Raw genomic sequence first — 24,157 nt, 5'->3', positions numbered from 1 at the left:
TTTCAGACTCGTTTATTGCCATCCCGGATTCTGTCCCAAGTTCGGATTCAACTGACACTGATCTACCGGAAGTGGATACAGATCATTTTTGCTACCCCAACGCCGACTATTTTCCAAAATCAAACAGCCATCCGAATCTTTTGCCATATTAGAAGCACCAGCCCATGAAGTCGCAAAATCTGTTCCTGTCCATTTCACACCTAAAATCGGTTTAGGCATCTCTACAATAGCAGTATTCCAACGTTTCAAATCATCAATACGGAAACCTTCATTGTACAATTCGATGGTACGTTCACGACGGATCTCTTCCCGCATATTCAAATTGTTTTCCGAAACAAAAGAAGTAGTCAGTTTGGGCATATCCGGGTTTACACGCAGGCGAACCAGATTCAACGAGATATTCAATGCATCATCCAAAGCCTTACCGGTAGTTCCCAACTCATACATAGCCTCTGCATAATTCAATAAAACCTCTGCATAACGGATGATCGGGAAGTCATATCCTTCAAATGTATCGGCAACTTTACGCTCCGTACCCCATTTCTTATTCTGATAACCGGAACCTTGGAATACATTACATGTGATGGCATTAGTGGCATCCTCTCCATCCATGCCTTTCCAATCGATACGAGGTTTGTCATTATCCCAATATTTAGTACCATGAGCCAGAAGACAGTTCTTCATACGATTATCCCGATTTTCAAATTCTGTGGTCAGTCCTCCATAACCTTTAAAAATATCGGCACTCTTGGCATGGTCAATAGGCAATCCGTTGCTACAAAGATACATATTCACAAATTTACGATTAATGTATTGCACGTTAGCCACACAGCCATGAGTGATATTAGTCCCGATCGGAGCAATCGTTTCATCATGACGGCGATAGAATATATATTCTTTATTAGCACTCTTAGTCAGATTCGCAGGATTAGACTGTACATTTTCCAAAATGAACAGGTATTTATAAGCCATATCTCCCAGCGCTGCTGGTTTGAATAATTCGAACTGCTTACTGTCGATAACCTTCTTTGCCGCATCCGCTGCAATGCTCAACAATGCTTTGCCACGTTCTTCATTATTACGGTTTTGTTGCCATGTGCCTTCATATAAAGCAACACGTGAAAGAAATGCATAAGCTCCCCATTTTGAAATACGTCCTTCATCATCCGTTGTGATTGTCTCCGGCAATACTTCAGCCGCTTCCCGTAAGTCCTGAATGACGAAATCAATCACTTCACTACGATCGTTACGGCTCATGCGCAGTTCGGGAGAAGTAATATCCAGCGGTTCTTTGGTAATAATCACATCTCCGAATAATTGTACCAAATCAAAATAAGAATAAGCACGGAAAAACTTTGCTTCTGCTACATAGCGGCTAATATCACCATTACCGGAAAAAGACGCTGCTTTTTGCAACAACAAATTACAACGGCGGATATGAGCATAGTTGCCTGTATAGTTACCGTCTGAAGTAGGAATCGGATTACTACCATTGCTGTACATGTTTACAGAACTGGAAGTCATCAAGTCCGAACGCCAGTCAGAATGTGCACCATCAGAAATTACCGATGTGAAATCGCGGGTCCAACCATAGAAATTAGTTGCAAAATACTTAAAATCATCTGCTGCCCCCCACAAGTTGCCATCTGCCAGTTGATCCTGCGGATCGAGATCCAGACACGAATTCAGTGTCAGGCCAAGCGATAAAATCAAAAGAGCTTTCTTATATAGTTTCATATTCTTCATACATTAAAAAGTTAGATTTAATCCAAAAGTCACAGTACGAACAAAGGGGAAACGTCCTGCCGCTGATACCTTACGGCTAGCTTCCGGGTCCCATCCGTCGTTAATCTTAGAATATTCCCAAAGATCAGCACCCGCTACATATACACGACAAGAACTTATTGCTTTTGTTTTAGCTAAAAAGGCAGCAGGCACATTGTATCCTAATGTCACATTCTTCAGACGAATGTAAGAACCATCTTCCACTGACCAGGAAGAAGCCTGATAGTTGTAGTCATTAATTTCATTCTTATTACTATATGTCGGATAATAAGCGCCCCGATTTTCCGGACTCCACGTGTTACCTACCGATTGATTAGAGGTGTTCAGATATAATGCCTTCATCGGTATACGCCAAATCTCATTACCGTTATTATCTCCCGTACGGAAAATAGTACGTTTGGCAGCACCCTGGAAAACCAATGATAAATCAAATCCCTTCCATTCTGCTCCTACATTAAAAGAGAAGGAGATTTTCGGATCATCTGTACCCAGATAAACAATATCATTCTGATCCAGTTTCCCATCATTGTTCACATCAGCATACATATTATCTCCCAAACGGAAGTTTTGTTCTGTCAGTCCGATGGTATTACCAGTCAGGAAACGATATAGATATTTTTGACGTTCTTCTTCTGTCTGCGCTTTACCGGCATAACGCAAACCGAAAATACTATTCAACGGATAGCCTTGTTGCTTATCAACAAAACCGGATTTTAGGACTGATACCGCACCAATATCTGTCAGTTTGTTGGTATTGAAAGAATAAGTACCTCCTACATGATAAGTGAAGTCTTTTCCAATCTTATCAGACCAGTTTACCATAATTTCCCATCCATGTGATCTGAATTTTCCATTATTAGACATACCTGCGTTATCCCCCAGAACTCCCGGATAAGAAACATTAATCAACATATTATCATTACGTTTCATGTACACTTCGGCAGTACCTGTCAGACGGGAATTGAACAAAGAGAAATCCAATCCTAAGTTATAATTCTTAATGCGTTCCCATTCACGCCCCAAAGAAGCGATTTTACCATTCGTATCTATGATAGTACCTTTGTTAGGACCGATGTAAGCTCCGCTTTGAGATTCAAATTTATAGAACTGCGTACCATCGTAACGATCAATACCACTTTGATTACCTACTTCACCATAAGAAAGACGGATTTTCAAATCGTTCAGCCATTTGATATTCTTCATGAACGCTTCTTCCGTAATACGCCATCCACCGGATATTCCATAAAAGAAGTCCCAGCGATTCTCCGGTTTGAATTTGGAAGAACCATCATAACGCATATTTACTTCCAATAGGTATTTTGACTTATAATTATAGTTTAAACGAGAATAGTAGGACATCACAGCCTCATGCCACTTCGTACCATGTTTGTCTGTCAGATTCACAAGTCCCGCACCATTTACAGTTTCCAATGAGTTCTGTATATCTTTCACCGATACACCAAAATAATCATATTCTTTCAATTCATATTGAGCACCAAGCATCGCACTTACATTATGGTGCTGCGCAAATGTATTGTGATAATCAACATAACCTGCCATAGAATAAAAATCTGTACGTGAACTCGTTTTCTCGTATGACGATTCTTCCTGCTTATAGCCGTCGGCCTTGGTGTTTATCTTAGTCCCTGCATAATTATAAGAGGTAATGGCCATCTTCTTTATATCACGTGAAGCTACTCCGGAGTTATAACCGAGATTTGCTACTACATCCAGATGTTTATTGATATTGTAAGTGAATTTTTCACTGATATTAATTTCAGATACTTTCAATTGATTATCCCCACCTAGCTCGGCAAACCAGATTGGCGACAGCCAAGTTCCCCATGAATAAGGTTTTCCATCAATCGTAGAAGCCGGAAGACCCGGTTGCGGATAACTGGATGTCAACGTTTTATTCAGTTGTGAGGGAGATACCTGATCCTGGCGGTTGTAGGCAATCACTGATTCAATAGCAAAGTTATCAAAAACCTTCAGTTTATTAGTCAAACGAAGATTGAAACGCTGATTATTATTATTTCCCCACTTCAAATTACTGTCATCATACATATACCCTACGGACAAGCGATATAAATTCTTTTCCGTACCTCCGGAAACAGCCAGGTCATGTTGCGTAGAATAAGAATTGCCGAACAACACGTCTTGCCAGTTGGTATCCATAAACACGAAATCCATTACATCTGAATAGCCGGGAGCAAAAGGATTTGCACTGTGATCCAAATCAATGTATTTACCTTCACTGGCCAATGCCATTTTCGCATATTTCACCCATGAATAAGAATCCGGCTGACCGTCATTCTGACAAGTCTGCAACACAGCATTCGCCCATTCGTTCATTGTCATCAGTTCCGGCTGCAATCCCACCATCTTATAAGTGTATGAACCGCTATACTCTATTCTCGCTTTTCCTTCCTTTGCCTGTTTGGTGGTTACCAATACCACACCACCTGCGGCACGGGAACCGTAAATAGCTGCCGATGCATCTTTCAGAAAGTTGATAGACTGTATATCGGAAGGGTTGATATTACGCAATGCATTTACGCCATCATAAGCAACTCCGTCAATAACGATCAACGGCTCCGCATTATTTGCAGAAACAGAACCACGCAATTTCAAGCCCCAGCTTTCATCTCCCGGAGCAGCTGAATTACGAGTAATCGTCACACCCGGAACCTGACCCTGCATTGCCTGTAACGGACTTGACATCGTTCCTTTATTCTTCAACATTTTATCAGATACCACCGTTACAGCACCTGTCAATGTTTCCTTCTTCTGTGAACCATATCCCACTACTACAACTTCATCCAATACTTCGCTATCTTCTTGCAACTTTACATTTATCACAGTTTGCGAAGCTACATCTATGATCTGATCTTTATAACCGATATAGCTGAATTTCAACTTGGCTCCAGCAGATACACCAATTGTATAATTTCCGTCGATATCTGTAATCGTTCCTTCTGTCCCACCTATTACAGTAATATTCACGCCAATCAATGGCTCGCCCATTGCATCAACGACTTGACCTTTCACTTTCTTTTGAGCCTGTGCCACTACTTGACTATCGTTCATGTTTGTATCAGCCCATGCCTTTGAAACAGGACAAAGTCCCAGCATTAATCCTAACGCAAACACAGCTGTCTTGTTAGGTCGCGAATTAAATATTAATCCTCTTCGTTTCATAAAATTAAATTTGAGGTTTAAAAATAGTATTAAATTTTTGTTCTCTAAAATAAGGTAAGGCATACAGGTGCCTCTTTGTAAATTCTGACTCCTTTTCCATAAGCACAAAGGGTTATTTATTAATGAATAAGATTATATACAATTTCGGAAGAATTCGCGCATTTCACGACGTCCAAGGAATAGGTGGTTTTCTACCGTCCTACAACTTAGATTCAGTTCATTAGCGATTTCCGGAGAAGTTTTATTTTCGAAACGGCTTAATGTATAAATTAACCGACGTTGTTCGGGCATGGCAGCCAGACGGGTCCGTTCCATTGTCATTAAATCATCACCGATAATTTTTTCTTCGGTTTCATTGGTAGAAGTAGACATAGTATCATAGATGTAGCTGTCTATCTCCTGCTTCTTATAATAACGACGGATATAGTCGATTACAATATTGCGGGCAATAGTGAACAGAAAATATTTCACTGTGTCGGGACGGAGCATTTGTTTGTAGTCCAGCAGACGTACAAATACATCTTGGGTTAGATCCTCCGCTTCGTAGCGATGAGTGATACGATAAGTAATATAGGTAAGAATCACCTGATAATATTCTTCATAAGAACGGGTGATAATGTCGTCGTAAGTGTTAGCTATTGTCTCCATAATACTATCTTTTTCGGTTTTAATCACGATGCAAATATAGAGGGGATTTCGGATATAACGGTCGTAAAATAAAGCGGATCAATCTCAACGAATCTAGTTAGACTTATTTAAATACACTCTTCTCATTATCAACAAGTTATATTCACATTAAATAGAGTATCACTTTATAAAATGAGACTCCACACACTAAAATCTATGCATTTTCGCTCCACTTACACCTGTTTGCCCTTACCTTTCTCTCCTTTTCAATCTCACCATTTCACGATCTTACCGATTCATTGTCTCATCAACGGCTTTGATGAGACATAAACATTAAAAGAAAACTTTCATTTCATTAAAGACAAACTTGCTTTGCACTTATTGCAAAGTTACGTTTGATTAAGGGTAAACTATAAATGCAAGCTTCAATTATATAATTGCAAGCTTTGTTTTTATAAACGCAAGTTTCATTTATAAAAACAAAGCTTTCGTTTATAGATTACTCCCTATAAAAAACAACTTTGCAATAGGACCAAAAGAAGTTTATATAGGGAGAAGAAGAACTTATCTATTAATAGATAATGGAAAGAAACAAGTGAAAGGAAGAAAGTCACTTAGTGAATCAAGAACCTTCACCCTCTATCCCCAATGAACAGGGAGAAGTGAAGGGTGAAGGGAATATGGGTGCAAAATAGATTTCAGAGATAATAAGTCGAAAAGTTACTCTTCTTTGGCTGTTCCGCCTATACTACGGATGTATTCATTCGGAGTAACTCCCGTACTCTTTTTAAATGAACGGAAGAAAGAAGCACGCGAACTAAAACCACAAAGTTCTGCCAGTGCAGTCAAAGTATAGCGGGAATATTGGCTATCCGCTACCATCTTTTTGAATTGGGTAACACGGTATTCATTGATGAAGTCATAGTAAGACTGATTAAGATACTGGTTCAAAAGATACGATAATGAATGTGAAGAAGTATCCAATGCAGAAGCCAAGTCCCCCATTTTTAAGTCGGGATTGATATATGGCTTTTCTTTCTCTACATAAGCCACCAGTTTCTTATGAAGTTCTTTACATTCCTCTTCGGTCAGTCTATTGGTCTTATATTTCTCTTCAACAGCGGAAGATTGTTGCTCTGAAATTACTTCCGGATGTTCTACAGTTTGTTCTCTCTGTTGTATTTCCTCCTCCGTTGATGTCGAAATCGACGAAGCAGAGGAAGCAAGCAAACGACGCATACGTTTCCAAACATAATACCGTATAAAGGCTATAATTCCTACGATTAATAAAATGGAAAGTGCCCATCCCCACCAAGGTATCATAGGGCGTACTGTCACTTGACAGATAGCTTCCGATTGCTCATTTCCCGGAAGACGTACCCGAAAAGTATAAGTTCCGGAAGAAAGTCCGTAATAAGAGACTTCGTTCTGTGCAGCCAATAATTTCCAGTCTTTGTCCACTCCCTCCAATCGATATTCATATAGTAAGGCAGATGGCAGACCATAGGCGAAATCTGTGAAACAGAAAGTCAAATTATTCTGGTTGTATTTCAAAGAGGAACTGGTAAAAGGTACGCCATTAGCCAGTATATCGGTAAATACAATCGGACGAACCTTGCCACGCACTTCGTCCACACGTTTCGGATCAACATAAATCAGTCCTTTGGTGTTACCAAACCACAATAGTCCTTTTTCATCTTTATAAGCGGCTCCATTCGTAAAAGTTGGTCCCGGCACTCCATCATTGAAGGTGAAAGCATCATACTCCTCCCCTTCTTCTTTGATACGCAACAACCCATCATTGCAGGCCACCCACAGCCAACCTTGGTTATCTTCTATAACAGACATCAGCGAATTGTCCGGAAGAGTAGAAAAGATAGAGCGATTCTGGAAACGATCCATCGTTAAAGTAGATGTAAACAGACTCCCTTTCTCACGGATAAAATAGAGATTGTGTTCAGCATCTTCGTAGATAGTACGCACTTTATCCCGATGAACGAATCCCTCCGGAAACACATTAGAGCGTAAACTTTGAGAAGCCGGATCATAAATACACATACCGGTTTCAGTAGCAATCCATCCTTTGCCCGTAGAATCAAAACTTACTTCATACACATTGCCCTCCGGCAGTTGGGAGTTAGCACTGGTAAAGTGTTTGATCTGTTTGGTCTGTCCGTTATAACAGAAGAGTCCTTGTGAGGTCCCTATCCAAAGATTTCCTTTTGCATCCGGTTTCACACAGAATATATGTCCTTTTTGAAAAAGCTCCGTATCGCCCTGTGCAAAATATTTCAGAGATAATGTTCCCGGATTCAGTACCATCATACCGCCACCATACGTACCGATATAATATTCTCCTTGATAGAAGCTGATTGTCAGTATCAGATCTGAAGTTAAAACGGGCTTTACAAAACTTTTCACTACTCCGGTAGCTTCGTTTATATAAAACAAACCGTCACGTGAACCGATGACTTTCTCTTGCCCTCTGTTTACGAAAGAACGAATGGAAAGATTTGCCGAATTGAACAAAGGTGGATAGTCATACGTGCGGAAAAGGCCGTTCTGATAGAGTGAATAATCCAGCCCTGCCTGAAAATGCCCCACCCAGACAGCACCTCTATCATCTACAAGTAAGGAGTAAATAGAATTACTGCGAATTCCTTCCTTATCATTGACATCATGGTAGAAACGACGTGTCACTTGTTGGTCTTTGTGTGAAAGGAAGTGGACGCCATTACCGTCAGTAGCTATATACACAGTCTCTTTCCCATCGCTGGATATGTCAGAAATGACATCGCAGCCTAAAGATACCGTATGAGAGAATGTTTCCTTTTTTATATCGAAACGCACTACACCTTGGCTCATTGTGCCCAGATAAAGAGTTTCTCCGATACGGGTCAGGCAACGGAAATAATCGGCTTCGGGCACATTCTCCTGAAAATGCCAGGAATCAATCTTTCCATCTTTCAGTGAATAAGAGTACAGCCCCTGCACCGTAGCCAGCCATAATACGGTTTTATCTTCATTCAGACAAATATCCATGATTCTGTTACAGGCGGCAAGCATATTCCGGTCTGTCAAGACCTGTAGTAATTGACCGTCTTTATGAATGAATAAGCCTTTCTCTGTTCCAATATAAAGAATATCCTCATTAGCCAACAAAGTATTTACGGCAAAATCTATCTTTTCGGGGACAATTCTTTCCAATTGGCTACTTGTACGGTTCAATCGCCAAAGTCCGATTCCATTTCCTACCCACAGTTGTTTGTTGGCTGTTTCTGTAACGCTGTTTACCCGTTTCTTTCTTCCTGATTCAATGCCCCGGAATTCAAAATGGCGTACTTTTACTCCATCGAAACGGTCGAGACAGTTATCCGTTCCTAGCCAGACAAAGCCCTCCGAATCTTTATAAATAGCGTTCACCAACAACCCGGAAAGACCGTCGGACATCACGACATTACGGAACGTGTAATCTTGGGCTTGTAGTTTTACACCGCAAGCCAAACACATTATTAAAAGAATCAGATATTTAATCGTGTTTTTCACCTACAATGGGCTTTTTTCATATTAAACATGTGACAAACTTACATAAAATTCTCCAAAAGAGAATATATCTTTTATTAAAATGAGAAAAATCCCATTTTAAATCGGCTATTGTTCGATACGAACCTTCAATGACGCATCTGCATCAATGTCTGACACTTTATAGATAGTAGGTGATGAGAACCGTACAAGTGATAAATATAACTAATAAAAATTGTCTCTTCCATATTTGCTATATATTTTATAGACAAATACGAAGAGACAATCGCATTTACTCAATACTATTTAAATTATTTATTGGTCTATCAACTCGATCATATAGCTATAACTATACTTCTTATCGAGTAAACGATATTCGTTGTGCGGATACATCCCCCAGCTATTATCCCCTCCAAGTCCTCTTTGTTTCAGATCTATATGCAAAAAAATATTCTTTTGAGGAATAATATCAATAGTATGCTGCATCTTTCGTGTCAACCCCGGATCAAGGTCTTCCGGTGAAAAGTGCAAAGCAGAGAATGCGATAGGTTGCAAACCTGTAATCTTCACCCCCTGCCCCTTATTGTCCAATAGAGATAGCCAGCGGACATCTGTTTTATTGCCGGTTTCCTGCGGACGGATATACCAGTAAAACTGATTTTCTACTTTATCATTATAACGTCCGATGAATGAACTTGAATAACGGTCGATGTAGTTTTCAAAAGGCCCTCTTCCATAATAAGTCAGGTTTTCATAAGGTTGTTGTAATTCCATCCGCATACCGAAACGGGGAAGTTCGGGAAGTCTCGTTCCAGTCAGGTCGATACTTCCTGACACTATAACAGATCCATTATCACGTATCAAATATTCCATTGTATAAGGAACCTGAATATCACTTAATATCCAATCAATCTTTATGGACAATCCCTTTTCATTCTTTTCATCTATGACCACGTTCTTCACATAACGGTTAATATGGGCTGTCCGCCAGACACCTGCCAAGCTTGGCATTTTATTCCCAAAATCGTTGTCAACCGGAGCACGCCAAAAAGCCGGTTCCGGATATTGTTTAATGGGCTGCTCACCATTTATATTATAATTAAACAGAATTCCTTTTTTCAAATCAATCTTACCGGAAACAGTACCTGATTTAAAGGATAAAATATGGTCTTTCGTTTCATAAGACAACTTACCCGAACAAGCCGAAAGAGATGTAAAGAAACTGCTCTTATTCAATTTTATCTGCTCTTTAGCTACTTCATGATGTACGGGAACTAAATCGGTAGCAACCTTTGTATAGGCATAGAGGTTGAGAAAATATTCATTTCCATCTTCCGGAATGACTGGAAGATTCAATCGCACCTCTTTTTCCGCATGAGGTTTTAATTCAACATTGAAATTTCCTGTAGAGAATTTCTCTCCGTTTTTATATACTTCCCAAGTGAAAGCATATTCATTCAGATTGGTAAAGTCATAACGGTTTCTAATTGAAATAATTCCTTTATCCAAATCTTTCGCATTAAACTGAATGTACTGATAGACTTTCTTTACTTCATACGCTTGCGGCTTGGGAATACCATTAGCGGAGATCAAGCCATCGGTTCCTGTATTCAGTTCCCCTTTCTTATCTTCCAACCATTTATAACTTCCCATTTTGCCATTGTACATCCAGTAGGTACGTCCGTCTCTCGGTTCTGTCTTCATTTTAAATCCTTGATCCATAAAATCCCAGATAAAGCCACCTTGTAAATTAGGACTGTCATAAATAATATCCCAAAGGTCTTTAAAATTTCCATTGCTATTCCCCTGGGCATGAGCATACTCACACATGATAAACGGACGCTGTTTACCGGACTTGGCATATTCCGTTATTTTCCACATATTAGGATACATCGGACAAACAATATCTGTATTCCAATCTTCCCAAGCTTGTTCGAACTGTACAAAACGGCTTGGATCGTATTCTTTCAGACGTTTATATTCATCATGGAATACGAGTCCATTACCACATTCATTTCCTAATGACCAGCCAATGATACATGGATGGTTTTTATCTCTTTCTACCATTCGAGTGATACGGTCTACATGGGCTGCATACCATTCGGGACGATAAGCAGGATGTGGAATGGTATCTTTGAAATAAGGAACTGATCCCATTCCGTGGGTTTCAATATTAGCTTCATCTACAATGTAAATGCCATATTGGTCGCATAATTTATAAAACAACGGATGATTGGGATAATGACTGGTACGAACGGCGTTCATATTCAGTTGCTTTATCAGCTTCAGGTCATTCATCATAATTTCGCGAGTTTGAGTATGCCCCAAACTGTCGTTATGTTCATGTCGGTTGACACCCTTTATATAAGTCGGAACGCCATTCACTAATAGTTGGGCATTCTTTATTTCTATCTTTCTGAAACCTGTCTTATAGGCAGTAACTGCAAGCTGCTTGTTTTTATCATCCAAAAGTGTGATGACACAATCATAAAGAGATGGTTTTTCGGCATTCCATTTAGAAACATTCTTTATGACGCCCGAAAAAGCTAACCGGGTAAACTCTTCTTCTACGTTAAATTTCTTTTGTTGTGATAAAACTGTCTTGCCGGTTTTATCCAATAATTCCAGTTTGAGTGTTCCTCTTTTTATATAGTTGCCTGTAAATTCACGCAAATCTACGGTGGCATTGAATATACCATTTTTATATGCGCCATCCAGACTTGATTTTAAGAAGAAATCCCAAATAGTCAATTTAGGGTAAGCGTGCAAGAATACATCACGCTCAATCCCGGCCAGTCGCCAAAAATCCTGGTCTTCCATATAGCTACCATCATGCCAGCGATAAACTTGCACTGCCAGTAAGTTCTCTCCTTTTTTAAGATAGTTAGTCACATTAAATTCGGCCGGAGTTTTGGAAGCTTTGGTCATACCGACTTGTTGTCCGTTCACATAAATACGGGCGTAGCCGCTGATAGAACCAAAGTGTAACAACACTTCACGTCCATGCCAATTTTGAGGAATTGTAAATGTGCGCCGATAGGTGCCTACCGGATTGTCTACATCAATAAAAGGTGGATTAGGTGAAAACACATACTGAATGTTACGGATAATCGGTTCACCAAATCCTTGGATTTCCCAGTTGGAGGGTACGGTAATTGTATTCCAATTATTGTCGGGCAAATCCGTGCGATAAAAATCTTTTATGCTCTCTGTTATAGTAGGAGCGTAAATAAATTTCCACGTACCATTCAATGAGTGTTGCCAAGGTGATTTTTGGGGATTATCATTCACAGCATCCTCTACCTGTTCGTAGAGGTGAAAGTCAGCGTGTGGCTTCTCTTTGTTCCACTCATATTTGGTGGGATTTTCCCACTCGTTGTTTTGTGCTTTTGTTGTTTGAGGCAAACCACCAAATAGGCAGGAAAACAATAATAAGGTAGAAAATAATCTATTTATCATAAGGAAAAAGTTGTGAGGGTTTCATTGAATAGTATCAGGGAGTTAAGAAGTCGAACCTCTTAACTCCTTGCAATCAGTTGGAAAAGCTCAAAAAATTATTCTTCTGTATACAATAATGTTCCAAATCCCAAATCGCCGGCTTCAGCAGTGCCACGCTCACCATATCCTTCAGGACGTTCTTTTTCGGCAAAGGCTTGCGAATAGGGTGCATTCATACCTTTCACCTTGGCATAGTGGTTATAAAGGAGTTCCCATCCCGGACGGGCACGCCCCTTACCATCGGCTGAAACCTTCTCGTGCCAGCCATATTTAGGGTGATAATAAGGTTCGAAAGGCATCTCCACATCTTCGGTCGAAGTCAGGTTATACTTGGCCGTGTATTCGCAGAGATCGAGAATGATATTGTCATTGTAGGCGAAGAGATCAATTCCCATGTTATAGGCCGTGCGGCAGAAGTAAGCGTGCAAGCCTACATTGAGAGTAGCGTGCCCTTGGTCGCGACCCATCTCTTGGCTCTGTGCCAAATGTCTACCTTTCACTTTTCCCTCCGGGTCTTCGTGCATACCTCTCACCGACCACTCGATACACCCCATACCTTTTCCGTGGTAGAAAAATTCCAAGGCTTGTTTAATCTTGGCATCGTCATCGTTCAGTACGCCGATAGAAAGAATGGTGAGCATGGCGGGCAGATCCCAACTCACCCAACCTGCAATGGCTGAAGAATTAAAGTGGTTATCTAAGAAATCATCGCAGATAGGATAGAAAGTTTTATCTATCCATTTCTTGAAGATTTCGAAATCTTCGGTTTTCCAACCTTCATAGTCGCGCATCAGTTCAGCAGGAGCAGCAAACTGGTAACCGATAAATCCGGCAGCAAGCAGGCGATGGCTGTCATCAGGCCATGTTTTATAATTCACCCCCTTACAAGTTTTAGCCCATCCGTTCAGAATTTTAATAGCCGCTTTGGCATAATCTTCATCTCCCGAAATTTTCCAGCGTAAAGCCAACTGATAAGCAGCACCAGCGTCAAAAGCAGCCGTATTGAAGTTTCCACCTTTTGAGTGACGCACAATTTCCTCTTGTGGATTTGGGTTGTAACTTAATTGGGCAAATCGGCTGTCACATAATCTTTGCCAACCGCTAATCCAAGGTTCAGCACGTTCATTCACTTTACGGCGTGCGCGCTCAAAGTCGGCTTCGGTATTCACCAAACAAGGGTGCTTGATGGTATACTCATAATTTTCATTAGGATTGATTTCGCGTTGCCACGGTTCGGGAGTTCCATTCTCGAACTCGGCACTGCAGCTGGTCAACAACACAAGCGCTATGTTGCCCACGAAGGTATAAATCAGATTTTTCATACATTCAAATTTCATTTTATTATTCAATCAGTTTTCAGAGAAGTCGGTTAATGACGGAGGAAAACAAACCTGCCTTCCTCCGGTTACTGTTCCACAATTATTCGGTACTTTCGACCTTAATCAGATTTTTTAGTTCTTGTTCCGATTCGAAAGTCTTCACCCAATCCACATAGATACTGCCAGTTTCATTGGCTTCATACCAAATTTTCCAGAATTGAAGTTCGACCGTGTCATACTTCGTCAATGCAGTAGGCATATACTGTTGGTTTTTACCTAAAAATTTCTTTGTGAAGTCGGCATAGAATACTTTGTATTCGCCACAATCTACCACAGTCATGGCATTTTTACCTTTATCGGCATCTTCACCATATTTACCGGCTACTGTAATGCCACTTCCACCCCAAATGTCGAGATACCATTCCATACTTGTTGATGTTTCGAATACATTTTCAGGGAATTTCACTTTAAAGGCCAGGATAGGATAATTAGTTACGTTGAATCCAAATCCACCGATACGACAAATTCGCACAGCCTTGTAAGTCTTATCATCACCGGGGAAGATGCGAAGTATTCCGTCATTCTTCATCCATTCAAATTCCCGGTGGTTAAAATTACCGAATGGCTGCCACATATTCTCAATAGTAAATTGGTCGTTCATTAAACCTTCACTCACGTTAATACTCATCGTAGCTTTGATAGGTTTACCGTCACCATAATCAGCCAAAGCAGTAATCACAGCATTGCCATAAGCTTTCACCACGAACCGGCCTTTTTCGTCAACTTCCACAACATCGGGCTTACTGCTTTCCCATGCGATATATGACAATGTGGCGTCTGCAGGTGTTACATTCATCTGCGGAGTATAGGTTTCACCTAAAGCCAGCTTATCGGCTTCCTTCACGAATTCCATACTTTCAATATAGATAATAGGTTTCACCTTAATTTCAAACACTTTTGTAAAATGCTTGTCATCAGTAGCGGTAACTTGGATACGTGCCGTTCCTTCAGCCACGCCCTTCACTTCACCTTTTTCATTGATGGTAGCCTTATCAGGAGTGAGACTTTTCCAAATCAACCCGGGATAAGTGGGGTCGGCCGGAGTAGTTTGCCAAGTGAGTGGCAAAGTCGAGGTAACAAACACTTCGAGCTCTTCGTTAGTGAGATTGATATCAGCGATGTGAATGACTTCGTTTACCACCTTCACATTGATGGTCGAAGTGGTAGAATAACCAACAGCCGGTCTGGCTGAAATGACTGTGCTACCTGCACTTATTGCCGTGATGCGTCCTTCGGCATCTACTGTAGCTACATCGGGCACTGTTGATTTCCATACCAATTCTTTGTTAAAAGCCTCATCGGGCCCCACAGTATATTTTATCAAAGTATCAGTGCCTATCAGCAGAGGCAGTTCGGGAGTCACTTCAAGGTTGATCTCCTTGACAAGCACTCTCTCTTCTAAAACGGGGGATACATCGTCATCATTACACGAAACGGTCATTACCAAGGTACCCGTCATTAGTGCAACAAATGCACCCTTTTGAAGTATGTTTTTGTATGTCATAATTCGATTACTTTATTAATGAATGATGAATAGATTATTGATTCCAACCCGGATTTTGTTTCAAGTTGGGATTCAGCTTAAGTTGGTCAGTGGGCAGTGGCAACAAGTAATGCTTTTCGTGCCAGTTGCGTCCTTTTTCGTGAATAATGCAACCTTCACCATCTTTGTCTTTAAAAGAAGCATCGGGCCATCTGCTTTCAAAATCGGTACCTTCCCACTTCACACCGGTGAGATTCATCGGCATTTCGTCTTCAGCAGTTTTCCAACGTTTCAGGTCATCAATGCGGAAATTCTCATCGAAAAATTCAATGGTGCGTTCACGGCGAATTTCGGTGCGCATATCCAAATTGTTCGTCGTAACAAAGTCGTTGGTCAGATCGGGCATTTCGGGATTGATGCGTTTGCGTGTCAGGTTCAGGCTGATAGCTAAGTCTTCATCTGATATCTGCTCATCACGTTCAAACACGGCTTCGGCATAGTTCAACAACACCTCGGCATAGCGAATGATGGGGAAGTCATAGGCTTCCATACCGGTGGGTACTCCGTCGCGCTCGCTACACCACTTATGAGGGAAGTAGCCCGTTCCTGTTTGAGGTATGAAATTTCGATGCGAGGCATTGGCTATTTCGGCAGCATCACCGGTCCAGTTGATACGTCCGCCGTTTGTACCCCAGTAGGTTTGTCCGGGCACCATAAGCTGATTGTTCATACGGTTATCGCGATTTTTATATTCATCATCTATCTTCGTATAATTCCACGTTTGGGGGTTGATAGGCAACCCATTACTTTGTAGATACATATTAGCCATTTTGCGAGTAACGTACAGAGCATTACCTAAACGGCCCTGTGTGATATTGAAGCCAATAGAGTTAAGTACGGGGTCATGACGCCGGGTAAAGATATACTCTTTATTGCCTGTTTTATTGATACTGGCAGGGTTCGACTTTTCATTCTCTAGGATGAAAAGATACTTATAGGCTTCCGTACCCAATTCTTGAGGAGCGAAAAGCTCAAATGTTCCACCTTCCATCACGTCATAGGCTGCCTGCGCTGCAATATTGAGCAAAGATTTCGTACGTTCGGTATTTTGACTGCCATTATGGAATTTCTCCCATGTGCCTTCGTAAAGAGCCACACGTGAAAGAAACGCTAAAGCAGCTTCACTGGAGAGACGACCTTCGTCACTGCTACTAATGGCTTTATTGGCAGGCAACAGTTTGGCGGCCTCTTTTAAATCGTCAATGATGAAATCGGCTACCTCGGTACGTGGATTACGTGCTTTCTGCATCTCGGGTGAGTCGACATCAAGCGGTGTACGGGTAATAATGAGGTCACCGTAAGCCTGCAACAATTCGAAATAGCAATAAGCACGAAAGAAATGAGCTTCACCCACCGAAGTGGCGATATCGGCTTGCCGGTCATACTCATCGGCTTGCTGTAACAAAGTGTTGGTTTGACGAATACGGTTATAATTGTCGGTATAATGCTTATCGGACGACGGAATACTATTCGTTCCATTACTATAGACATTCACCGTGCTATAGGCAAACAAGTCCGAGCGAATATCGGCATGCTGACTGTCATCAAGCCATCGGAAGTCGGCAGACCAGCCGTAGAACTGCGTGGCAAAGAGTTTGAAGTGTTCGGGCGACTTCCAGTAGTTGGTGTCAGCCAATTGCGTCTTGGGCTCAAGATCTAAGCACGACTGCATGGTCATGGCGCAAATGATACTTAGAATATATGCTATTTTTTTCATTGTTATCTTCAATATTAAGAATAAAAATTAGAACGTGGCATTCACACCGAAAGTTATAGTGCGATTAAACGGATAGCGTTGTTTGTTTTCCACCTTGCGAGTAGCTTCGGGATCCCAACCATCGCTGATATACGATTTCTCCCACAAGTCAGCACCCGAGACATAGACACGTAGGTTGCTGATAAAACCGCTCTTGTTCATCCATGCCTTTGGCAATGTGTATCCAAGTACAATCTCTTTGAGACGCAGGTAGGCACCATTGTCGGCCGACCAGGTAGAAGGAATGTAGTTGTAGTTATTGATGTCATTGCTGTTTGAATAGGTAGGAAAATGATTGTTAGGGGTTTCAGGGCTCCATACATTACCCACTGACTGATTAGTAGTGTTCAGCCAAATGGCTTTGAAAGGCACTTTCCAAGAGTCAATCTCACGATAGATGGTACGTTTGCCCACACCTTGGAACACGGTATTGAAATCGAATCCCTTCCACTCACATCCGAAATTAAACGAGAACGAATATTTGGGATCGTCGGAACCGAGAAATACAAGGTCATCCTGTGTCAATTTGCCATCTTTGTTCACATCCTCATACATGTGGTCGCCTAAACGCAAGTTGGCAGGCAGAGCGATAGAGTTACTACCCACATATTTGTCCACATAATAGTCCAGTTGGTCTTGGTTTTGTACCTTGCCCACATAGCGATAACCAAACACAGAGTTGAGCGGGTATCCATTCACTGCTTCATTATAGCCTGCATTCACTACAATATTGCCTCCGTCAATCAGTTCATTATTCATATAGGTCAACGTACCGCCAACATGGTAGTTGAAACTGCCTATCTTGTCACGCCAAGTCAAACTGGCATCATAACCATTGGCTTCGAACTTACCGCTATTGGTACTGGGAGCCGTTCCCCCCAAAACACCGGGATGCAGACGAGAAACCAACATATTGTTGTTTTTCTTTTTAAATACCTCGAACGTACCTGTCAGACGATTGCTGAGGAAACCGAAATCGATACCTAAGTTATAGTTGTAGATGCGTTCCCAAGTACGCACGGTACTCACCAGTCCGGCAGATTCTACATATGTTCCTTTCGAATTACCTAACAAGGCACCGCTGCCCGATTTGTAGTTGTAAAGTTGGATGCCGTCGTAGCGTCCGATGCCATTTTGGTTACCTACCTCACCATATGAGGCACGCAATTTCAGTTCACTCACATAATCGCGCAAGTTCTCCATGAATTTCTCTTCAGTGATACGCCATCCGGCTGATGCACCCCAAAAGAAATTCCAGCGGTTTTCGGGCAAGAACTTCGAAGAGCCGTCGTAGCGAGCATTCACTTCTACCATATATCTCGATTTGTAGTTATAATTCAAACGACCGAAATAAGAAAGAATAGCTTCCTCCCAACGGTCTACTTTATCAATGTAAACCTGTCCCTTACCGTTGAGCGATTCGATAGCCGCTTCCACATCCATGGCTTTAGTACCACTGTAATCGTAAGCAGCATAATCGTACTGAACACCTCCCATAAGTGATACGTCGTGAACTTCATCAAATAGTTTCTTATAAGTGAGGAAGGCTGATGCCGTGTAATTGTCAGTACGTGCAGAACTTTTTGTATATGACGATTTTTCTTTAGCGGGATAAGGAGAGTTCTCGTTCAGAATCGGTGTACCGTCATATTGATACCAATCAATCGAAAGATATTGTTCGTCACGGGTTGCGTTGTTCGTCGAGTATCCCAAAGTGCCTTGAAAATCAAGTCCATCCAGAATGTTTACTTTTAGAATCTCATTCACACTCATAGCGGTCACCACAAGTTTGTTGTCACCGCCCAATTCGGCTGACCAATTGGGAGTATGAATACCTCCCCACGCATAAGGTTTACCATCAATGGTCGAAACCGGAAGCCCCGGTTGCGGTATGCTGCTGCCTAATATACTGCCAATCTGTGTAGGAGCTACTTGATGCTGACGACTGGCTGACATGTTTGTTTCCAAACTGATACGGTCGTTTATCTTGACGCTACTAAACAAACGTGCGTTATAACGTTCATTCGAGTTGTTCCCCCATTTCAACGTACCTTGATCGTTCAAATAACCCAGTGAAAGTCGGTAGCTCGATTTTTCCGTACCTCCGCTTACACTAAGATTATGCTGGGTAGAAGTGGCATTTCCCCACAACACATCTGTCCAGTTCATGTCGTGAAACACAAAGTCGGCCACACCACGGAATCCCCCCGGAATGGGATCTTCATCGGGGTTGTTGCCACCGTGCAGGTTAATCCAACTGCCTTTCATCGCCTTAGCCAAACGGGCATAGCGCACCCAGTTATCATCTTCACCATAACCATCATTCAAGCGAGCTTGGAGCACACCGTCCGTCCACTCGTCCATACTCATCATACGAGGCTGCAACCCCACAATTTTGCGCGTAACCGAGCCGCTATATTCTACTTTGGTTCTGCCGACATTGGGACGTTTTGTAGTCACCAAAATTACACCACCTGCCGCTTTTGCACCATAAATAGCAGCCGAAGCATCTTTCAGAAAGTTAATGGTTTCGATATCGTCTGCATTGAGTTGGGCCATCTCACTGACACCGCTGGCAGGCACACCGTCAATAATCAGCAGAGGCTCTACGTTATTCTTCGAAACCGAACCACGAATAGAGATGCCCCATCCCTCTTCGCCCGGAGCAGCCGACGAACGAGTGATGCGTAAGCCCGGTACCTGACCTTGCATGGCTGATAGCGGATTGGCTACCGTACCTTTGTCTTTAAAAAGTTTTTGGTCAACTACTGTCACCGAACCTGTCAACGACTCTTTCTTCATACTACCGTATCCCACCACTACAACTTCTTGCAGTAGTTCAGAGTCCTCTTTCAATACAATCTTTAAATTGGTTTCATGGCCTTTCACCTGTACCTCTTCCGTTTTGTAACCGATATAAGAGATAACCAAAGTTCCTTTGGCGTCTTTCAATGAGAAGTTTCCGTCAATGTCGGTTATACAGCCATTGGTGGTACCTTTAACCATAACATTGGCACCAATGACAGGATCGCCATTGGAATCCACAATTTTTCCTTTAATTGTACCGGTCTGTAATACGGCTTGTACTTCCCCAGCATCTGCAAAGACAGTCTGTGAACCACCTGCTAGAAGAGCAGAGGCTATCACCGTGGAGAATAGAATCCTTCTCGATGAAAATCTGAAGAGATTTTTTTTCATATACATAAAATTTAAAACTAACATTTATACTATTTATTCTAATATTAGATACACTGTTGGATATATTCGCGGATTTCTTTCCGGCTGACAAACAAATGGTTTTCTACTGTACGGACAGATAACCCGAGACAAGCGGAAATATATGCTGATGATTTATGTCTAAAGCGACTCATTACATAAATTTTCCTTCGTTGCATAGGAAGCCGGAGAACTCTCTCCTGCTCACATGTAGATATATCATTGGCTATTATCTGGCTCTCTACATCATTGATAGAGGTAGGAATCTGATCTAAAAAATAGGACGTGATTTCCTGCATTTTATAATGACGACGCAAATAATCAATAACCAAATTCCGGCAAATAGAGAAAATAAAATGCTTTATTGTTTCCGGTCGCAACATTTGCTTATAATCCATCAAACGTAAAAATACATCTTGAGACAGATCTTTCGCGTCTTCATCTTTTCTTATTTTATATAATATATACAAGTAAACAGAACGATGATAATTCTTATAAGAATCACTAATCAACTGTACGGATGACATATCTATATTTTCCATTGCTTAGATTTTTGTTTATCATTACGTTGGCAAATATAGAAGGTAAATATGAAAACGGATATTCAAAAAGGAAGAGATAAATTCCGTCCTATTGGCGGAGAGCAAGCGATCAACACATACTCTAATTATCAAGAAGTTACCTCTTAATTTCATAGAGTCTCAATTTATTATTTGAGACTCTAAAGAGATATTTATCAATCTAAAGTTTAAAATAAAAGGTACATAGGTATATTATTCTTCATTGGTCTTTCCGATACTTCGAATATATTCATTCGGAGTAATTCCAATAACCTTTTTAAAATAGCGAAAGAAGGAGGTGCGCGAACTAAAACCACATAATTCGGCCAAAGCTGTCAACGTATATTTAGAATATTCATCTTTATCAACCAAACGCTTAAACTCCTCTATGCGATAGTCATTCAAATAGTCATAATAGTTTTTATCCAAATATTGATTGAATAAATAGGATAATGTATAAGTGGAAACATTCAATATTGCAGCCAAATCTGCTATTTTCAGATTTGGATTAACATATAGTCGATCCCTTTGCATCAGAAGTTCCAGTTCGCCAGCCAGGCGTCTACATTCTTCTTCAGTCACATTACTCTTTCTATATTTTTCTTCAATTATCGGTTGTTGCTTTTCCTTCGGTTCAATAAGGTTGTTTCGTTTCATTCTCCGGCGATAATATATATAAGCCAAGGTTATTATCAATATCACTAAAATAGTCACACTCCACATAACAGCATTGAAACGAGGAGCAATAGTCACCATCAGGCAAATTTCTGACTCCGAATCATCCACCCGATGAATTCTAAACTGATAATTGCCGGATGATAAGTCATAATACGTTATTTCAGATTGTCCACTCAATAATTGCCAGTCGCTATCTATCCCTTCCATCTTACATTTATAAGACATATATGCAGGCTCCGAATAAGTGAACCCAGAGAAACGGATTGTCAGATTACGCTGTTCTGCTTCCAATTTTATTTTATACACGTTATTTTCTCTACTCATCTTAGCATAAACCGATTGCTTTCCATTCACTAATACATCGGTAATAGCAACCGGATAATGCCATTTTGCTTTTCTGCCGTTTTGTTCCGAGGTCAGATAAATCATACCTTTCGAATTGCCGAACCACATCGTACCCTCTTCATCTATCACAGGGAAACAAGTAATAAATATAGAACTGGGCAAGCCATCTACGAAATTATAGGGAATAAAATTATCTTTCTTATCATAACGATATAAGCCCAAATTAGTACCAACCCACAACCAACCTTCATGATCTTCTATAATAAACATTGCATCCTTTCCATCCAAAGGAGTGCCCGACTGCATTCTCCGAAAATGATTCATCGACAAATCAGATATAAAAATTGCACCTTTATCCGGAAGGAAATAAAGCTCATGATTAGAATCTTCGTATACTGTCCGGATTTTATCTTTATGAATAAACCCTTCAGGAAACACATCCGACTTCAGACTATTGGTTGACGGATCCCAAATGCATAAACCGTTCTCTGTACAAATCCATCCTTTACGAGTGGAATCAAAACATATATCATATACATTTTCTCCCGGTAATTTCGAATTTTCGGTAGTATAATGCCGGATTTGCTTTCCATCTCTATAACAGTAAAGTCCCATAGACGTCGCCATCCACAAACTTCCTTCATCATCCGATTTTATGCAAAACACATGTCCTTTCAGGAATGGAGTTGATTTTAAGTCTGCTGTTTCAAAATCGGATAAAGTCAACGTGGAAGGATTGAGTATATATATACCGCCACCATAAGTACCTATGTAATACTTTCCTTCAAAAGCATAAATACACAAGATCATATTGGAACGTAATTCGGGAACCTTAAAACTTTTAAACCGCTGTTTCTTTTCGTCTATATAGAAAAGTCCATTGCGCGAACCTATCAGTTTCTCGTCTTTCGAAACAGCTATTGCACGAACAGGCATCTCTTTGGAGTCGAAATAAGGAAGATAGGCATAGGTAGAAAATAATCCGCTCTGATATAGTGTATAATCCAAGCCTAGCTGATAAAAACCAATCCAAATCACTCCTTCCCTATCAACCAATAATGCATAGACAGAATTGGAACGGATCGCCTGTTTATTTCCCGATTCGTAACAAAAGGTACGAACAATCTTCATGTTATTCGCAGAAACAAAATGTACCCCGTTTCCATCAGTGCCTATATACAACAAATTCTTTTCATCACTGGAGAGAGACATGATAACATTACAACCCAAGTCAATAATATTTTCTTTAAACTCACCCGTCGAGCTATCAAAACATAGCAACCCATGATCCATTGTTCCTAAATAGAGCTTTTGGCCGATACGTGTCATATTTCTATAGGAGAATCCCTGCTTGTATGGATAAGAGGTTATTTTCCGGTTTGAAATATTCATGGAATGTAATCCACCTTTGGTAAGAATCCATAAAGCTCCATTTTCATCCAAATTCAATGCAACGATAAAATTTTCTGCCGATAAGATGTCGGAACTTACTGCCAGTCGCTCCAATTGATTATTTCGATAGATAAATAATCCTTTTTCACTACCTATATACAATCCTCCATCCCGAGTTGGTAAAAGGGCACGAACACCACAATTAATAGTCTCCGGACTAAAGGGTTCCAGTTTTTCTGTTTCCTTATGAACCGTCCACAATCCCATATCATTTCCTATCCATATCCTATTACCAGACGTCTCTGTTATTACATTCACCCATTTTTGTTTTTCATTATTCCCTAATATAGGATAATGTTTCAAATGGACTCCGTCAAAACGTTCAACAGAACTTGCCGTGCCAATCCAGATATAGCCTAATGAATCTTTATAAAAAGAGCTGACCGTCAAGTCGGAAAGTCCGTCTGTTTCGGAAATGCTGCGAAAAGAGTAAGAAATTGGATAAATAGGCATACTTATGAGTAGCAGACAAAGAGTAACTAAAGCTTTTACTATATGTCGTATTAGATTATGCATAGAGGATTCATATTTAACGAAACAATGCAAACCTACATAAAATATCTCGGATTTTATATAGGTTTGCACAAAAAACAAG

11 protein-coding genes are annotated in these 24,157 nt (G+C 40.8%); all 11 read right to left on the bottom strand.

What is annotated here, in order from left to right; all coding sequences use genetic code 11:
* Positions 1-12 precede the first annotated feature (12 nt).
* Positions 13-1,746: a RagB/SusD family nutrient uptake outer membrane protein gene (locus H8796_RS14650; protein WP_117935085.1), complete on the bottom strand. Its 1,734-nt coding sequence runs from the start codon at positions 1,744-1,746 to the stop codon at positions 13-15.
* A gap of 3 nt (positions 1,747-1,749) precedes the next feature.
* Entirely contained in the window at positions 1,750-5,049 is a 3,300-nt protein-coding gene (locus H8796_RS14645; RefSeq protein ID WP_117935087.1) for a TonB-dependent receptor, read from the bottom strand.
* 69 nt (positions 5,050-5,118) lie between these two features.
* On the bottom strand, positions 5,119-5,634 hold the full coding sequence (locus H8796_RS14640; RefSeq protein ID WP_117935089.1) for an RNA polymerase sigma-70 factor: 516 nt from the start codon (positions 5,632-5,634) through the stop codon (positions 5,119-5,121).
* Between the two features lie 699 nt (positions 5,635-6,333).
* A complete protein-coding gene (locus H8796_RS14635) occupies positions 6,334-9,159 on the bottom strand; it encodes a two-component regulator propeller domain-containing protein (protein WP_117935091.1) in 2,826 nt (941 codons plus the stop codon).
* A gap of 291 nt (positions 9,160-9,450) precedes the next feature.
* On the bottom strand, positions 9,451-12,594 hold the full coding sequence (locus H8796_RS14630; protein ID WP_117935093.1) for a glycoside hydrolase family 2 TIM barrel-domain containing protein: 3,144 nt from the start codon (positions 12,592-12,594) through the stop codon (positions 9,451-9,453).
* Positions 12,595-12,689: 95 nt separating this feature from the next.
* On the bottom strand, positions 12,690-13,955 hold the full coding sequence (locus tag H8796_RS14625; protein WP_233530389.1) for an alginate lyase family protein: 1,266 nt from the start codon (positions 13,953-13,955) through the stop codon (positions 12,690-12,692).
* Positions 13,956-14,052: 97 nt separating this feature from the next.
* Positions 14,053-15,516, bottom strand: coding sequence for an Ig-like domain-containing protein (locus tag H8796_RS14620; RefSeq protein ID WP_117935097.1), 1,464 nt, complete (start codon positions 15,514-15,516; stop codon positions 14,053-14,055).
* A gap of 34 nt (positions 15,517-15,550) precedes the next feature.
* Positions 15,551-17,272, bottom strand: coding sequence for a RagB/SusD family nutrient uptake outer membrane protein (locus tag H8796_RS14615; RefSeq protein ID WP_074637718.1), 1,722 nt, complete (start codon positions 17,270-17,272; stop codon positions 15,551-15,553).
* Between the two features lie 27 nt (positions 17,273-17,299).
* The gene (locus H8796_RS14610; protein WP_187343818.1) at positions 17,300-20,509 is read right to left on the bottom strand and encodes a TonB-dependent receptor; all 3,210 of its coding nucleotides are present in this window, start codon (positions 20,507-20,509) and stop codon (positions 17,300-17,302) included.
* Positions 20,510-20,553: 44 nt separating this feature from the next.
* Positions 20,554-21,069, bottom strand: coding sequence for a sigma-70 family RNA polymerase sigma factor (locus tag H8796_RS14605; protein WP_117935101.1), 516 nt, complete (start codon positions 21,067-21,069; stop codon positions 20,554-20,556).
* Positions 21,070-21,300: 231 nt separating this feature from the next.
* On the bottom strand, positions 21,301-24,078 hold the full coding sequence (locus H8796_RS14600; protein WP_117935103.1) for a two-component regulator propeller domain-containing protein: 2,778 nt from the start codon (positions 24,076-24,078) through the stop codon (positions 21,301-21,303).
* Positions 24,079-24,157 lie beyond the last annotated feature (79 nt).

The organism is Bacteroides sp. M10, from assembly GCF_014334015.1.
GTDB classification, from domain to species: Bacteria; Bacteroidota; Bacteroidia; order Bacteroidales; family Bacteroidaceae; genus Bacteroides; species Bacteroides intestinigallinarum.
The sequence above is the reverse complement of the archived record's forward strand: the minus strand, read 5'-3'. Positions and strand labels throughout refer to the sequence as shown.

Coding starts and splice junctions, on each gene's coding strand:
- H8796_RS14650 (WP_117935085.1), bottom strand. CDS start 1,746: ATGAAGAATATGAAACTATATAAGAAAGCTCTTTTGATTTTATCGCTT.
- H8796_RS14645 (WP_117935087.1), bottom strand. CDS start 5,049: ATGCCTTACCTTATTTTAGAGAACAAAAATTTAATACTATTTTTAAAC.
- H8796_RS14640 (WP_117935089.1), bottom strand. CDS start 5,634: ATGGAGACAATAGCTAACACTTACGACGACATTATCACCCGTTCTTAT.
- H8796_RS14630 (WP_117935093.1), bottom strand. CDS start 12,594: ATGATAAATAGATTATTTTCTACCTTATTATTGTTTTCCTGCCTATTT.
- H8796_RS14625 (WP_233530389.1), bottom strand. CDS start 13,955: ATGAAAAATCTGATTTATACCTTCGTGGGCAACATAGCGCTTGTGTTG.
- H8796_RS14620 (WP_117935097.1), bottom strand. CDS start 15,516: ATGACATACAAAAACATACTTCAAAAGGGTGCATTTGTTGCACTAATG.
- H8796_RS14615 (WP_074637718.1), bottom strand. CDS start 17,272: ATGAAAAAAATAGCATATATTCTAAGTATCATTTGCGCCATGACCATG.
- H8796_RS14610 (WP_187343818.1), bottom strand. CDS start 20,509: ATGAAAAAAAATCTCTTCAGATTTTCATCGAGAAGGATTCTATTCTCC.
- H8796_RS14605 (WP_117935101.1), bottom strand. CDS start 21,069: ATGGAAAATATAGATATGTCATCCGTACAGTTGATTAGTGATTCTTAT.
- H8796_RS14600 (WP_117935103.1), bottom strand. CDS start 24,078: ATGCATAATCTAATACGACATATAGTAAAAGCTTTAGTTACTCTTTGT.